The 14,906-nt window shown below is 51.5% G+C and carries 7 protein-coding genes, 2 tRNA genes, 2 rRNA genes, 1 other RNA gene, 6 pseudogenes and 1 other annotated feature; of the genes and pseudogenes, 9 read left to right on the top strand and 9 right to left on the bottom strand.

What is annotated here, in order from left to right:
* Positions 1 to 78: 78 nt before the first annotated feature.
* Positions 79 to 442: a transfer-messenger RNA gene (gene ssrA, locus AACL06_RS08345) on the bottom strand.
* A 49-nt stretch (positions 443 to 491) separates the two neighbouring features.
* Positions 492 to 974 (bottom strand): SsrA-binding protein SmpB, encoded by a 483-nt coding sequence (gene smpB / locus AACL06_RS08340; RefSeq protein WP_339036778.1) that lies wholly within the window; start codon positions 972 to 974, stop codon positions 492 to 494.
* A gap of 160 nt (positions 975 to 1,134) precedes the next feature.
* Here smpB and AACL06_RS08335 point away from each other — a divergent pair, with 160 nt between their 5' ends.
* The 4 genes and pseudogenes from AACL06_RS08335 (at position 1,135) to AACL06_RS08320 (ending at position 4,608) form a co-directional block, all read left to right on the top strand.
* Positions 1,135 to 1,569, top strand: coding sequence for a type II toxin-antitoxin system RatA family toxin (locus AACL06_RS08335; RefSeq protein WP_339036776.1), 435 nt, complete (start codon positions 1,135 to 1,137; stop codon positions 1,567 to 1,569).
* Entirely contained in the window at positions 1,562 to 1,846 is a 285-nt protein-coding gene (locus AACL06_RS08330; protein ID WP_339036774.1) for an RnfH family protein, read from the top strand. The genes AACL06_RS08335 and AACL06_RS08330 overlap by 8 nt, the downstream gene beginning before the upstream one ends.
* A gap of 94 nt (positions 1,847 to 1,940) precedes the next feature.
* A pseudogene (gene emrA, locus AACL06_RS08325) lies at positions 1,941 to 3,100 on the top strand (multidrug efflux MFS transporter periplasmic adaptor subunit EmrA); the annotation flags it as partial.
* Between the two features lie 20 nt (positions 3,101 to 3,120).
* A pseudogene (locus AACL06_RS08320) lies at positions 3,121 to 4,608 on the top strand (DHA2 family efflux MFS transporter permease subunit).
* A 55-nt stretch (positions 4,609 to 4,663) separates the two neighbouring features.
* Here the strand turns inward: AACL06_RS08320 and AACL06_RS08315 are convergent.
* From AACL06_RS08315 to AACL06_RS08305, 3 genes and pseudogenes are all read right to left on the bottom strand, one after another.
* On the bottom strand, positions 4,664 to 5,746 hold the full coding sequence (locus tag AACL06_RS08315) for a tRNA/rRNA methyltransferase (protein WP_339036771.1): 1,083 nt from the start codon (positions 5,744 to 5,746) through the stop codon (positions 4,664 to 4,666).
* Positions 5,747 to 6,005: 259 nt separating this feature from the next.
* Positions 6,006 to 6,915: pseudogene (locus AACL06_RS08310) on the bottom strand (IS5 family transposase).
* Positions 6,848 to 7,009, bottom strand: a complete 162-nt coding sequence (locus tag AACL06_RS08305; protein ID WP_339036768.1) for a hypothetical protein — start codon at positions 7,007 to 7,009, stop codon at positions 6,848 to 6,850. The pseudogene AACL06_RS08310 and the gene AACL06_RS08305 overlap by 68 nt, the downstream one beginning before the upstream one ends.
* An 18-nt stretch (positions 7,010 to 7,027) precedes the next feature.
* Here AACL06_RS08305 and trxC point away from each other — a divergent pair.
* From trxC to AACL06_RS08285, 5 genes and pseudogenes are all read left to right on the top strand, one after another.
* A pseudogene (trxC, locus tag AACL06_RS08300) lies at positions 7,028 to 7,432 on the top strand (thioredoxin TrxC).
* Between the two features lie 510 nt (positions 7,433 to 7,942).
* Complete coding sequence (locus tag AACL06_RS10680; RefSeq protein ID WP_425336904.1) at positions 7,943 to 8,227, top strand: CoA-binding protein; 285 nt, start codon at positions 7,943 to 7,945, stop codon at positions 8,225 to 8,227.
* Between the two features lie 98 nt (positions 8,228 to 8,325).
* Positions 8,326 to 9,710 (top strand): annotated as a pseudogene (locus AACL06_RS08295) (GNAT family N-acetyltransferase); the annotation flags it as partial.
* A gap of 152 nt (positions 9,711 to 9,862) precedes the next feature.
* On the top strand, positions 9,863 to 11,221 hold the full coding sequence (gene pssA, locus AACL06_RS08290) for a CDP-diacylglycerol--serine O-phosphatidyltransferase (protein ID WP_339036767.1): 1,359 nt from the start codon (positions 9,863 to 9,865) through the stop codon (positions 11,219 to 11,221).
* Positions 11,222 to 11,304: 83 nt separating this feature from the next.
* Positions 11,305 to 11,638 (top strand): annotated as a pseudogene (locus AACL06_RS08285) (YfiM family lipoprotein).
* Positions 11,639 to 11,787: 149 nt separating this feature from the next.
* Here the strand turns inward: AACL06_RS08285 and rrf are convergent.
* From rrf to AACL06_RS08265, 4 genes are all read right to left on the bottom strand, one after another.
* Positions 11,788 to 11,904: ribosomal RNA gene (gene rrf / locus AACL06_RS08280) — 5S ribosomal RNA — on the bottom strand.
* Between the two features lie 118 nt (positions 11,905 to 12,022).
* Positions 12,023 to 12,866: a sequence feature (23S ribosomal RNA rRNA prediction is too short), on the bottom strand.
* A gap of 73 nt (positions 12,867 to 12,939) precedes the next feature.
* Positions 12,940 to 13,015 (bottom strand) — tRNA-Ala (locus AACL06_RS08275).
* A gap of 117 nt (positions 13,016 to 13,132) precedes the next feature.
* Positions 13,133 to 13,209 (bottom strand) — tRNA-Ile (locus tag AACL06_RS08270).
* A gap of 73 nt (positions 13,210 to 13,282) precedes the next feature.
* Positions 13,283 to 14,825: ribosomal RNA gene (locus AACL06_RS08265) — 16S ribosomal RNA — on the bottom strand.
* Between the last annotated feature and the right edge of the window lie 81 nt (positions 14,826 to 14,906).

Here is a 14,906-nt window from a genome sequence, read left to right as displayed (position 1 = left end):
CTATAGACGTAAAAAAGACCGATAGGCTGGTTCCATGTGGGCTTAGTAGACTTCACTGAACTTCAATACATCATAAAGTGGTGGAGCTGGGGGGATTTGAACCCCCGTCCGAAATTACTACACCGTCGGCACTACATGCTTAGTCCAATCATTACATTCGCCTGTGAGCTGCGGATGGACACGCTACTCACAAACTAGCCTGATTGCATTTAACGCTTCAGCCCCAGGCAGGACATTCACGCGATCTCTTTTAGGTTTGACCTCTCTTGATCCCCGTCCTAAGAGCGGAGGCTAGGGAGAAAGGGGCTCTGAGCAGGTTATTAAGCTGCTAGTGCGTATTTTTCGTCGTTTGCGACTATTTTTCACGGCTTTTTACGAGGCCAACCGCCCCTCGGCATGCTCCTAGGGCTTCGCAAATCCCGTCGAATCCAGAATCAGCCCCAATTAACTTTACGCAGTGTACCAGAAGCTTAGCCCGTTAAGCCAGAGGCTTAACGGTTGGCATTTTTCATGATACGGGCTTTCGCCTTCTGCCATTCACGATCTTTGATGTCATCACGCTTATCGTGTTCTTTCTTGCCTTTGGCTATGCCAATTTTGACTTTGCACCAGGCATTTTTCCAATACATGGAAAGTGCGACAACAGTATAGCCTTCGCGATTTACACGGCCAATCAGAGAGTCCAAATCGCGCTTGTTAAGCAGTAGTTTGCGGGTACGTATCGGATCGCATATTACATGCGATGAAGCGACGCTGAGTGGCGTTAGGGTGGCACCAAACAAATAGGCTTCACCATCACGAAATGTTACGTAACTGTCGCTGAGGTTGGATTTACCGGCACGCAGGGATTTTACTTCCCATCCTTTCAGCGATAGGCCAGCTTCGATCTCTTCTTCAATGAAATATTCGAAACGCGCTCGCTTGTTTTGTGCAATGGTGGCAAAACCGGGTTTGTGTGCTTTTTTCTTTGTCATATTGTATTCATTATACTGGATGTGCTAGCGAAAGAAATCCTTTACCGTTCAGCACCCGCGTAATTTTCGCATTTTTGATCTATCTATGTGCATTGCAGATTTTTGTTTGCAGATAGATAAATGGTATTATCCGCATGTTTTGTGTCTTACAGGAAATGATATGCCCCAGATAAATCGGAATGCGTTAGTGCCATTCAGCACCGAGCAGATGTATCAGTTGGTTAACGATGTTGATTCTTACCCCGATTTTCTGCCATATTGTATTGGTAGCCGGGTGATAAACGCGTCCAATAACGAAATGACCGCAGCAGTAGATGTCGCCAAAGCGGGTATCAGTAAAACCTTTACCACACGTAATATGCTGCTGGATAACCAGAGCATCAATATGCAGTTGGTTGATGGCCCGTTCCGCAAGCTGATGGGTGGCTGGCAGTTTACGCCGTTGAGTGCGGAAGCCTGCAAAGTAGAGCTGCACCTGGATTTTGAGTTCACCAACACACTGATTGAGCTGGCATTCGGCAATTTTTTCAAAGAGATGGCAGGTAGTATGGTGCAAGCTTTCACCCAACGAGCGAAACAGGTTTACAGTGTCTGAGATCCATGTCGAGGTAGTTTACGCCTTGCCGGAACGTCAGTATCTTCGTAAGGTGAGGCTGGCTGCGGGCAGCAACGTTGAGCAGGCGATTCAGGACTCCGGCTTGCTGGGGCTGCGCCGGGATATCGATCTGCAAAGCAATAAGCTGGGAATATACAGCCATCCGGCCAAGCTGGGCGATCTGCTGAATGATGGTGATCGGGTGGAAATTTATCGGCCGCTGATTGCTGATCCCAAAGAACTTCGCCGCCAACGAGCAGAAAAGGCAAGAAAATAAGGCGCTAAATGCGCCTTATTTTTTTATCAGTACAGATGTAACTTCAAATTATGACGGGTAGAGATAGTTTGAAGAACACCATAGTGAGAACACCATGAGCGTTAGTGCGGAGACTCAAAACCCGCAGCAGGCGAACGGCAAAAAGAAGCAACGCCAATTTTGGCTGCTGTTGCTAACGGTTATTTTCATTATTGTTGGGGTAGCTTATTTTATGTACTGTTTCCTGGTGTTTCGTTATTAATAAGGAAATCGATGACGCCTATGTCTCCAGCAAACAGGTACAGATCATGGCTCAGGTATCCGGCAGCGTGAAAAGTATCAATGTCGATAATACCGACTACGTAAAACAAGGTGATGTGCTGTTAACGCTCGATCCGACCGATGCCCAGCAGGCGTTTGAACGTGCCAAAACAGGTCTGGCCAACAGCGTGCATCAAACCCACCAATTGATCATCAACAGTAAGCAGTTTCAGGCCAATATAGCCCTACGAAAATCCGTTCTGAGCAAGGCGGAGAACGATCTGAAGCGCCGTGTCTTATTGGGCAACGTTGATGCCATCGGCCGCGAAGAGTTGCAACACGTTCGCAATGCAGTGGACAGTGCCAAAGCAGCGCTGGACGTGGCGACTGAGCAATACAACGCCAATCAAGCGATGGTGTTGGACACCCCATTGGAGCAGCAACCGGCTATCCTGCAATCCGCCGCGCAGATGCGCGATGCTTGGTTGGCAATGCAACGAACTAAAGTGCTTAGCCCCATAACCGGTTACGTCTCACGCCGTAGCGTACAGATCGGCGCGCAAATCGCCGCGGACGCTACGCTGATGGCGGTAGTACCTACCGATCATATTTGGGTGGATGCCAACTTCAAAGAAACCCAGATCGCTAATCCAACCGGTTACCGTGATCAGCGATGTGTATGGCGACGATGTAATCTACAACGGCAAAGTGGCTGGTATCTATATGGGTACTGGCAGCGTCTTCTCACTGTTGCCAGCACAGAACGCCACCGGTAACTTGATCAAAGTGGTGCAGCACCTGCCGGTACGTATCGAATTAGACGCGAAGCAGATCGCCGATCATCCGCTGCGGATCGGCCTCTCAACGCGAGTGAAAGTTGACACCGCTAATCTAGATGGCCGCGTACTGTCCAATGTAGTGCGCAACAAGCCACGGTACCAAAGCAACGCACTGGCGTTGGATCTGGTAACGGTTAACCAAATGATTGCCAAGGTGATCCATGCGAATGCTGGCCAAGCGTGCGGGAGACCCCCTTGCCACGGAAACCGCTTGAAGGAACCCAGACGGGCGCACTCGCCATGGCGACCTTCATACAGGTGCTGGACTCCACCATTGCCAATGTAGCGATCCCCACCATCGCGGGTAACCTCGGTTCTTCCAACGCTCAGGGCACCTGGGTGATCATCTCGTTTGGCGTAGCGAATGCCATCTCCATTCCAATAACTGGCTGGCGAAACGCATCAGTGAAGTGCGATTGTTCCTCTGGTCCACCACGCTGTTTGTGTTCGCTTCCTGGCTGTGTAGTATTTCTAATAGCCTGGGGATGCTGATTTTCTTCCGCGTGATCCAAGGGTTAATGGCGGGGCCATTGATCCCGTTATCGCAAAGCTTGCTGCTAAACAACTATTCCCCCGCTAAACGGGCAATGGCCTTCGCGTTGTGGTCAATGACGGTAATCATCGCACCGGTATTCGGGCCGATCCTCGGCGGTTACATCAGCGATAACTAGCAGTGGGGTTGGATCTTCTTCATCAACATTCCATTTGGCATCTTTGTGATCATGGCGGCGTTGTCAACGCTGCGCGGCAGGGAAACCAAAAACGCGATCATGCCCATTGATGTCGTCGGCCTGGGGCTGTTGATTGTCGGCATAGGGTCGCTACAGGTCATGCTCGATCAAGGTAAGGATCTGGACTGGTTCAACTCAACCGAGATCATCACCCTCGCCGTGATTGCGGTAGTGGCACTGCTGTTCCTGATAATCTGGGAGCTAACGGACGATCATCCGATAGTGGATTTTTCGCTGTTCAAGTCGCGCAACTTTACCATCGGCTGTCTGTGCAGCAGCCTGGCCTATATGCTGTACTTTGGTACTATCATGTTGTTGCCGCAGTTACTGCAAGAAGTCTATAGTTATACCGCTACCTGGGCGCGGTTGGCCTCTGCACCTGTCGGGCTGATACCGATGTTGCTGTCGCCGGTTATCGGTAAGTTCGGCAACCGGCTGGACATGCGACGGCTAGTGACCTTCAGCTTCATTATGTATGCTGCGTGCTTCTACTGGCGGGCTATACGTTTGAACCGGGAATGGATTTTGGTGCCTCAGCTTAGCCGCAGTTTGTCCAAGGCTTCGCTATCGCCTGCTTCTTTATGCCATTGATCACCATTACGTTGTCTGGCTTATCGGCAGAACGTATGGCGTCGGCATCAAGCCTGTCGAATTTTACCCGTACTCTGGCAGGCTCTATCGGCACTTCGATCACCACCACGTTGTGGACTCAGCGCGAATCTCAGCACCATTCTCAGCTAACGGAGTTTGTGAACCCTTATAACCCACAATCGCAGGAAATATATCTACGGTTGGCACAAATCGGCAAGAGATCACCGCACAGGAGCTTATCATCTCAGCTAATTAAATTTTCTGGCTGTCTGCCGGGGTTTTCATGATCCTGTTGGTACTGGTGTTGCTGGCAAAACCACCATTCAGCCCCGGAAACGCAGAGGGCGGTGGCGTTCACTGAACATCCAAGCAAAACGGGTACCCTGAAGCACCCGCTTTTCATCCAGCGTAGAGCATTACGCCTGATTCTGTCGCCACCAGTCAGCCAGCAAAATGCCAGTGGCAACCGACACGTTCAAGCTGTCAACCTTACCGGTGCCGCCGATGGAAATACTCATGTCCCCCTTCTGCCAAGCGCTGTAACTCAAACCATCACGCTCTTGCCCCAACACCAACACTATTTTGGCCGGCAACTTGGCCTGTGCTAACGCAGTACCTTTGTAGCTAGAGGTGGTTACGATGGTATAACCCGCCTGGCGAAAGATATCCAGCACCGATAGAAAGTCATCAGAATTGATCGCCTTTATATGCTCCGCACCGCCTTCTGCGGTGCGCACTGCGGCCCCAGATTCCAACGCTGCAGGGTCTTGCAGCAACACGCTATTGACACCGAAATGGGCACATGAGCGCATGATAGCACCCAGATTATGCGGGTTGCCCACCTCTTCCAGAGCCAACACACAGTCGGTATCCATGGGTTTTTTCAGATAGGTCTGCGCATCCACCCCCTGACGCTTTTTAATCAAAAAGCAGACGCCACCGTGGTGTTCAGTACCTGAAGCCTTGACCAGTTCTTCCTCATCCACCAAATGGTAAGCCTTGCGGTTAGCCGCCATCCAGCGCAACGCTTCACGGAAACGCGGAGTGATCGACTCTATGAACCAAGCGCGAACGATAGCATCCGGACGGCTGGCGAACAGCGCCTGACAGGCATTCTCACCGTAGACGCGGGTTTCTTCCGCACGCTGTCGGCGCAACTGTTCCGGGTCGATAAAGCTTTTGCCGCTGATGCCTCCATGATTAAATCCAATTTCTTCATCTTGTGCGCGTGAAACTGTTTTCCATTGCGAATCATAACTACCTCGATCTGCGGAGCGAGACAGCGCCGGACGACGAGAGTGATCACCTTCACTGCGGTGGAAACCTGCTCCGCGACGATCATGGCCATTACGCACTTTGGCTTGATCCTCACGGCTTGACCGTGCGCTGTTTGCCGAGCGACCTTTGCCAGCCGAATGTTTATTTTTGTTACGGCAATCATCGCTGCGGACGTACATCACTTTAACTTTACCGTTCTTACCACTGAATGCGTCGTTCATTGTCTTCTCCACCTACGGGCTGGGCGCGAAGAGTACCTGATGTTACCGCATGAAACTACCAACTTGCGCCAAAAGTTCCCAACTATCATATCTATTGAACAATCCTCGTTGTCTAGCCCGTTGCTTTTGCCAACAATCCGCCGTATTAAAAACCCTCTGCGTTACTGAATGTGGCCGCCCTGTGATGCGCTTTTAATATTTAAGGGGCTTTGTTGAATAAATCGGATTTGTAATAAAGAGTCCCATGAATGGGCAGCTTTCAGGTAAGGCGTACACTTTCTGGCATACCGGCGAGCGTCATCTTGTTTAGTGAACAGATCATGGCCAGCGCCTCTGCAACTTGCCCATCATAATCTCGCAGCGACAGGTGACCACCAAATAGCTGTTTTACTCTGTACCTCGCTGTTGCCGCTATCGAACGTCGGTAGTAGCCTGTGATACTTTTCCACCGTGTGTTGTCTCCGGTAAGGCGCTGGTTCGCCACCGCTTGATTTCGCTCTGCATAGTCTGCCGACCAATAACGGGCTCCGCTGCTGGGCGGTATTAACGCCTTGAGCTTCTTGCCCCTTAACTCATCATCACACACTCGCGTATCCTAATCCCGATCCGCCTAGGCGACTTTGATTTTACGGTACCTCTGACAGATGAGACCTGGGAGGGCTTCTATATCGGTGACATTGCTCAAGGAAAGGTCAGCACAGATGACCTCATGTTTTTCTGTATCTACGGGCAAATGCAGTTTTCGCCAGATCCGCCGTTTTTCCTGACCGTGTTTTTTTACCTTCCACTCCCCTTAACCCAACACGTTGAGCGTTGAGCCCGCTAGAGTCGATAACGAGGTGCGCAATTTCACCTGGCGTTGGTGTTTTAAACGGGACATGGCCGGACTTCGCCCGCTTACTGATGCAGGTGTCGTCCGGGCAGTTCAACGGCACTTTAATCAGTGTGACAATGGAGTCGACGAAGCCCTGGAGGGCGCGAAGTGTCAGGCCGAAAATCCGTTTCAGCATCAATACGCTGGTGATTGCCATATCGGAATAATGTGGTGGGCGACCACGCAGAGAAGGTTTTGCCTCGCATTACCAGGCGTGAAGTGCCGTTTCATCCCCCCAGCAAGTGAGTAAACCCCGAGTGGTAAGGGCGTTGTTGTAAGCCTTCCAGTTGGTGATGTTGAACTTTTTCTGGGCCACGGCATGTCGCTATTTTGACAGAAGGAGAGTGATCTGATCCTCGTCCCGGCCAAAAGTTCGATTTATTCAACAACGCCTATCTAAGGCCAACATGAATACAATTTGTGCACTTTGCCATGTCACTAACTCTGTACCTGAAGATCACCTGGCGGACAGCGCAAAGTGCGGTCGCTGCGGCCATGAACTCTTCTGCGGTGGCGTGATCAGCGCTACCGCTACCACCTTGAATCAACTGAGACAGGGCGGACCTGCCTGTGGTGGTCGGCTTCTGGGCATCTTGGTACAGCCCATGCCGCAGCTTTGCACCACTAGTGTGCTAACAAAGTACGCTTCGTGAGCGTCAGCACCAAAGCCGAGCCAGAGCTGAACGCCCACTTCCGCAGCATCCCCACCATTACGGTGTTGCGCGCGGGAAAAATGACCGATATACTCAACTGCACGATGCAGAAAGTGCCGTAAAGTGCCGTTTGACGCCTGGTTCAATGCGTTAGTTTAACGCAGAAAATGTAGGCTTGTATCCCGCAATTACCGCTGTCGACCTTATCTAACGCGCGGCTGGTAGGCTAAGAGCCTATCCCATTTGACTATTTTATTTGCCATTCTGGCTCTGGGCCATGCCAACCATCCTCACATAATACCGGTACGCTCCGGTTTTCACGCGCTATCCGTGAGTAAACTGGCAGCAACAATGTACGCCCACTATGCCCAGCAACTACGTCCGATACTTCTGCCATTTCCATTAACAATATCTGGTGAGGAACCTACCCGCACGGAGGTAGCAGTCACAGTAAAGCCGCTGCAAAGCGGATAAAATCAAGCCTAACGTTGCAAAAAGGAACCATGCATGAGCAAGCGAGGGTTATAGGCGTAATTACATCCCAAGTTTATCGCCGTTCTCGGCGCTTCACAGCAGCCCGGCCGTGCCGGCCACCTGATAGATGAGCAACCTGCTGGCGGGCGGCTTCAGCGGCCCGATACTGCCTGTAACGCCGCGTTATATAGCAGTGTGCGGCGTGATGGCCTATCCAGACATCGCCAGCCTGCCACTGCCCCCGATCTGGCGATACTCTGCACCCACGCCAAACGCAATCTACCCCTGCTGGAGGTATTAGGCCAACGGGGCTGTAAAACCGCTATCATACTCTCTTCATCACCGGAACATTTCGCCGAGCTGAAAGCCTGTGCACAGCGTTACGCAATGCGTTTGCTGGGGCATAATAGCCTAGGGCTGCTAGCACCCTGGCAGACCGCTGCCAATCCAAACGCAACAAGCCGCGATATTGGTGGTTAAAAGCGGATGCAGCCAGCAGGCGCAGATACTGCTTAACAGTCCTCTGGGGTTAGACGCCGCCTAAGATGCCGCGATCCAGCGCGCCGGCCTATTGTGTATACAGGACACCCATGAACTGTTATCATAGGTGGAAACACTCAGCCATATATCCGCTACGCGGCGAACGGCTGATGATCGTCAGCAACGGTGTGGTACCAGCAGCGATGGCACTAGATGAACTGCTGAGCCGCAACGGCAAATGATTTATCAGACATTGCCCAAAGGGGCTACCAAGCTCGACACTTATTAAGGTACAATCCATCCTACTGCCCTACGATCTCAGTAGCCTAACAACATGGATCGCCAAAGACAGTGCCGAAGCGGTGCACATCGCCGAAAAGATAGGCGACCCCATGGCGCTAAAACTGCGCTCGCCGGATATCCCGCACAAATCCGAGGTTTAAGGGGTTGTGCTCTACCTACGTACTGCCAACGAAGTACAGCACGCAGCCGAGGCGATTTTCGATCGCGTCAAGTACATTTACCCGCTAGCACGCATTCACGGCCTACTGGTGCAGAACATGGCCTATCGCGCCGGTGCCCAAGAGTTGCGCATTACAGTCGAACAAGACGCTATTTTCGGCCCATTGATCATGCTAGGTGAAGGCAGCAGCGAGTGGGGCCATGAGAACCAGGTCTCAGTGGCACTACCACTGTTGAATATGGCACTGACGCGTTATCTGGTATTGCAGGCAGTGAAAGGCGGAAAAATCTACTGACGCAGTGCGCTGCGGCCTTTAAATCCTTGGGCTAAGTAGGCTGATGGTACAGGTATCCCACTTGATTTTGGACTTCCGGAAGCCAGTACCGGTTGAATATTCAACCGGTATTGGCTTCCGGCACTGAGTTTACCCTGCTGGACGTTTCCATGCACATTGCTCCCTTCAGTGGAGACCCGCAAGCGCGACTGGCCATCCGCCATTATCCGCAGGAACTAGAAGAATCCATCGCGCTGAAAGATGGCAGCCAGTGCCTGTGCCGACCAATCCTGCCAGAAGACGAGCCAGAGCTGAAGCACTTTATCGATCGGGTCACCAAGGAAGATCTCTACTACCGTTACTTCAGTGATATTAATGAGTTTACCCATGACGATTTAGCTAACATGACGCAGATCGACTATGACCGAGAGATGGCATTTGTGGCCGTTCGCGGTGAGGAAATTATCGGCGTGACGCGCGCGATGTCCGATCCAGACAGCACTGACGCGGAGTTCGCCGTACTGGTGCGTTCCGATCTTAAGGGACTGGGGCTGGGACGCCAACTGCTAGAAAAAATGATCGCCTATGCACGTTCACACGGGCTGCACCGCCTAATGGGCATAACCATACCCAATAATCGCAGTATGATCACGCTGGCAAAGTGGCTAGAATTTGACATCGATGTGCAGCTTAAGGATGGCATTGTCAATCTAATCCTGCCGTTGCATACTGACGGCAGGCAGTGAGCTGTGTGCAATGCGCTACGAATCCAAGACTTAACGCGAAAACATACGCAAAATCGGGGCAACTAGTGGTATTATCGCCCGACTATTCGATTTAATATTTTTATACCTGCGGCCTCCCAGCCATCCCATTATGAGAGAAGAAGCGCACTGTGATGTTGTCAAAATTTAAGCGTAGCAAACACCAACAACACCTTGCACAATTGCCCAAACTCCCCCAATCGTTGGCTGAAATTCATACTTTGTACGCGCCATCAGAATTCCGTACCGAGCTATTTGCATCCATCACTAACGCTACCCAGCGCATCTATCTGGTCGCCCTCTATCTGGATCATGATGATGCCGGGCGTGAGATCCTCAATGCGCTTTATCAAGCCAAGCAGGTACGCCCCAAGTTGGAGATTTGCATTCTGGTCGATTGGCACCGTGCACAACGTGGGCGTATCGGTGCCGCTGCCACTAACACCAATGCTGACTGGTATTGTTCAATGGCAAAACAGCACCCAAAAAACGTGTCGGTGCCGGTATACGGCGTGCCAGTTAATACTCGAGAAGCACTCGGCGTACTTCACCTAAAAGGCTTTATTATCGATGATACCGTGATTTACAGCGGTGCCAGTATCAACAATGTCTATTTTCATCAGCATGAGAAATACCGTTATGACCGCTACCAATTAATCACCAACCCAGTCCTGGCTGAGACGATGATCGGTTACATTAAGCAACATCTACTGACTGCCGGTGCCGTACAGCGTTTAGATCGTGACGATCGCCCAAAAAGACCGGAGATCAAAAACGAAACCTGCCAGTTTCGCCTCAGCCTGCGGCGCACCAGTTATCAGTTCCGCGATAAAGCGAGCAACGATGAGCTGGCAGTTACGCCGCTGGTGGGGCTTGGCAAGCAAAGCGTGTTGAATACCACCATTCATCATCTGATGTCCTGCGCCGATCAGAAGCTGACGTTGTGCACGCCTTATTTCAACCTACCAGCGCAGCTGATGCGCAACATCATCTATCTGCTACGCCAAGGCAAACAGGTAGAAATCATCGTCGGCGACAAAACCGCCAACGATTTTTTTATTCCAGAAGACCAGCCGTTTAAAATTATTGGCGCGCTGCCTTATCTGTATGAAATAAATCTGCGTCGTTTCCTCAGCCGCCTACAGCGCTATATCGATACCGGACAGTTGATTGTGCACCTGTGGAAAGACGGCAATAACAGCTATCATCTAAAAGGCATGTGGATAGATGACAAGTGGCAGCTGATCACTGGCAACAACCTCAATCCACGTGCCTGGCGACTGGATCTGGAGAACGCTATTCTGATCCACGATCCTAAACAGGAAATGCGCGAACAACGGCATAAAGAGCTAGAGTGCATCCGTACCCATACTACTGTGGTAGGAAACTATCTGGAGCTGCAAAGTATTCAGCAATACCCCAGCAAGGTGCGCAAGCTGATCTGCCGTATGCGACGCATCCGCCTCGACAAGTTGATTAGCCGCATACTGTAATCCGTCTATAATTAATTCAGCTATCGCCAGACCCCGGCTCATGCGGGGCTATTTATACGCTATGGCTACAAGATATCTTCACTATGCGCCTGCTTTGCTTATTAGTCATTTCCTCTTTATTATTGTTCACCATCGGCTGTACTCATCTGGTCAATGACAACTGGACTGGTAAAGATAAAGTGCAGCATTTTATCACCTCTGCCGAAATGGCGGCAGCCGGAAGCGCTTATGGCACTCACCAAAACTGGAATGAAGCACGGCTGCCGCAGCTTTGGACTGGCATTCTCGATTGGGATAGGTGCCGCCAAAGAGCTATATGACAGTCACGCGGGCGTTACCGGCTGGAGCTGGAAGGACTTTGCCTGGGATGTGTCGGGCGCAGCAGCGGGCTATAGCCTGTTCCACGCCACCCACTGATCTTTGATTGCTTCAGCTCGCTGTCAAGCAACGCCTAAAGTGTTCCCGACTCTTTCGTTTCACCTGCACAGGATCAGGCCGTTGACTCTCGGTAACACACAAAGCAAGAAGCCCCATGCTTACGCATGAGGCTTTCTACCTTATTTGATGCCTGGCAGTGTCCTACTCTCACATGGGGAGGCCCCACACTACCATCGGCGCTACGGCGTTTCACTGCTGAGTTCGGCATGGTATTCAGGTGGGGCCACCGCGCTATCGCCGCCAGGCAAAGTCTGTTTTATTCTCGGCCGTTACTGACGTAACCACCAGAACCAATCTCGGAACTTGCTGAAAATAACCTACCCCTGCCTCTAACACACCTTCGGTGTTGTAAGGTTAAGCCTCACGGCTCATTAGTACTGGTTAGCTCAAAGCATCGCTGCTCTTACACACCCAGCCTATCCACGTCTTCGTCTTAAACGTGCCTTCAGGGACCTCTCAGACCCAGGGAAGACTCATCTCGAGGCCAGTTTCGCGCTTAGATGCTTTCAGCGCTTATCTGTTCCGCACTTAGCTACCGGGCAATGCCATTGGCATAACAACCCGAACACCAGCGGTGCGTTCACTCCGGTCCTCTCGTACTAGGAGCAAACCCTCTCAATCTTCCAACGCCCACGGCAGATAGGGACCGAACTGTCTCACGACGTTCTAAACCCAGCTCGCGTACCACTTTAAATGGCGAACAGCCATACCCTTGGGACCTACTTCAGCCCCAGGATGTGATGAGCCGACATCGAGGTGCCAAACACCGCCGTCGATATGAACTCTTGGGCGGTATCACCCTGTTATCCCCGGAGTACCTTTTATCCGTTGAGCGATGGCCCTTCCATTCAGAACCACCGGATCACTAAGACCTACTTTCGTACCTGCTCGAGCCGTCACTCTCGCAGTCAAGCCAGCTTATGCCTTTGCACTAACCTCACGATGTCCGACCGTGATTAGCTGACCTTCGTGCTCCTCCGTTACTCTTTGGGAGGAGACCGCCCCAGTCAAACTACCCAACAGACACTGTCCTCACCCCGGGTCACGGGGCAAAGTTAGAGCATCAAACATTCAACCCGAAGGTGTCTCACTTCGCATTGCAAACAGGTGAGTATCACTATGACAACTTGACCCTTACCCCAATACATCTATGCAGGGGATAAGTTTCAGCCGTCATTTTTCAATTTTCAGCTTGTTCCAGATTGTTAAAGAGCAAAGTACTTCAGAGCATACTGTTGCCAGTACGCTCTGAAGTAGTGAAGCACCACACTCGGACTTTATGGTGGAGCTAAGCGGGATCGAACCGCTGACCTCCTGCGTGCAAGGCAGGCGCTCTCCCAGCTGAGCTATAGCCCCGTACAGTAACTTGTAGAGACTTTTGAGATCAAAGCTTCTTTTTTTCTAGGCAAGGTATGGTGTTGCGACGCATATTTAAATATGTGAGCGCTACCATGACGCAGCATAGAAGAGAAGTGGTAGGCCTGAGTGGACTTGAACCACCGACCTCACCCTTATCAGGGGTGCGCTCTAACCACCTGAGCTACAAGCCTATTAAGGTATTTCTGCTCGCTACTTTCATCAGACAATCTGTGTGAGCACGCCACACAAGTCAATATCTTTCGGTAAGGAGGTGATCCAACCGCAGGTTCCCCTACGGTTACCTTGTTACGACTTCACCCCAGTTATGAATCACAAAGTGGTAAGCGCCCTCCCGAAGGTTAAGCTACCTACTTCTTTTGCAACCCACTCCCATGGTGTGACGGGCGGTGTGTACAAGGCCCGGGAACGTATTCACCGCAGCATTCTGATCTACGATTACTAGCGATTCCGACTTCATGGAGTCGAGTTGCAGACTCCAATCCGGACTACGACGTACTTTGTGAGGTCCGCTTGCTCTCGCGAGGTCGCTTCTCTTTGTATACGCCATTGTAGCACGTGTGTAGCCCTACTCGTAAGGGCCATGATGACTTGACGTCATCCCCGCCTTCCTCCGGTTTATCACCGGCAGTCTCCTTTGAGTTCCCGACTTTAATCGCTGGCAACAAAGGATAAGGGTTGCGCTCGTTGCGGGACTTAACCCAACATTTCACAACACGAGCTGACGACAGCCATGCAGCACCTGTCTCAGAGCTCCCGAAGGCGCCCCTCCATCTCTGGAGAGTTCTCTGGATGTCAAGAGTAGGTAAGGTTCTTCGCGTTGCATCGAATTAAACCACATGCTCCACCGCTTGTGCGGGCCCCCGTCAATTCATTTGAGTTTTAACCTTGCGGCCGTACTCCCCAGGCGGTCGATTTAACGCGTTAGCTACGGAAGTTACCCCTCCAGGGCGCAACCTCCAAATCGACATCGTTTACGGCGTGGACTACCAGGGTATCTAATCCTGTTTGCTCCCCACGCTTTCGCACCTGAGCGTCAGTCTTTGTCCAGGGGGCCGCTTTCGCCACCGGTATTCCTCCAGATATCTACGCATTTCACCGCTACACCTGGAATTCTACCCCCCTCTACAAGACTCTAGCTTGCCAGTCTCAAATGCTGTTCCCACGTTGAGCGCGGGGATTTCACATCTGACTTAACAAACCGCCTGCGTGCGCTTTACGCCCAGTAATTCCGATTAACGCTTGCACCCTCCGTATTACCGCGGCTGCTGGCACGGAGTTAGCCGGTGCTTCTTCTGCGAGTAACGTCAATGCAATGTCTTATTAACACATTACCCTTCCTCCTCGCTGAAAGTGCTTTACAACCCGAAGGCCTTCTTCACACACGCGGCATGGCTGCATCAGGCTTGCGCCCATTGTGCAATATTCCCCACTGCTGCCTCCCGTAGGAGTCTGGACCGTGTCTCAGTTCCAGTGTGGCTGGTCATCCTCTCAGACCAGCTAGGGATCGTCGCCTAGGTGAGCCATTACCCCACCTAACAGCTAATCCCATCTGGGCACATCTGATGGCGTGAGGCCCGAAGGTCCCCCACTTTGGTCTTGCGACATTATGCGGTATTAGCTACCGTTTCCACTAGTTATCCCCCACCATCAGGCAGTTTCCCAAACATTACTCACCCGTCCGCCGCTCGTCACCCAGAGAGCAAGCTCTCTTGTGCTACCGCTCGACTTGCATGTGTTAGGCCTGCCGCCAGCGTTTAATCTGAGCCATGATCAAACTCTTCAATTGAAAGCTTGATATGCTTCAACGTGTGAAGCGCTGCTTAAAGATTTACTGCATGAATGTTACTTTAGTTAGTCACTCTTCAAG

The sequence above is a fragment of the Serratia symbiotica (Periphyllus acericola) genome (assembly GCF_964019515.1).
Taxonomy (GTDB): Bacteria; Pseudomonadota; Gammaproteobacteria; order Enterobacterales; family Enterobacteriaceae; genus Serratia; species Serratia symbiotica_D.
Note: the sequence above shows the minus strand (reverse complement) of the source record. Positions and strands in the feature narration are given on the sequence as shown.

What these genes read in the sequence shown, in the direction of transcription:
- smpB (WP_339036778.1), bottom strand. Translation starts at nt 974, where the DNA reads ATGACAAAGAAAAAAGCACACAAACCCGGTTTTGCCACCATTGCACAA.
- AACL06_RS08335 (WP_339036776.1), top strand. Translation starts at nt 1,135, where the DNA reads ATGCCCCAGATAAATCGGAATGCGTTAGTGCCATTCAGCACCGAGCAG.
- AACL06_RS08315 (WP_339036771.1), bottom strand. Translation starts at nt 5,746, where the DNA reads ATGAACGACGCATTCAGTGGTAAGAACGGTAAAGTTAAAGTGATGTAC.
- pssA (WP_339036767.1), top strand. Translation starts at nt 9,863, where the DNA reads ATGTTGTCAAAATTTAAGCGTAGCAAACACCAACAACACCTTGCACAA.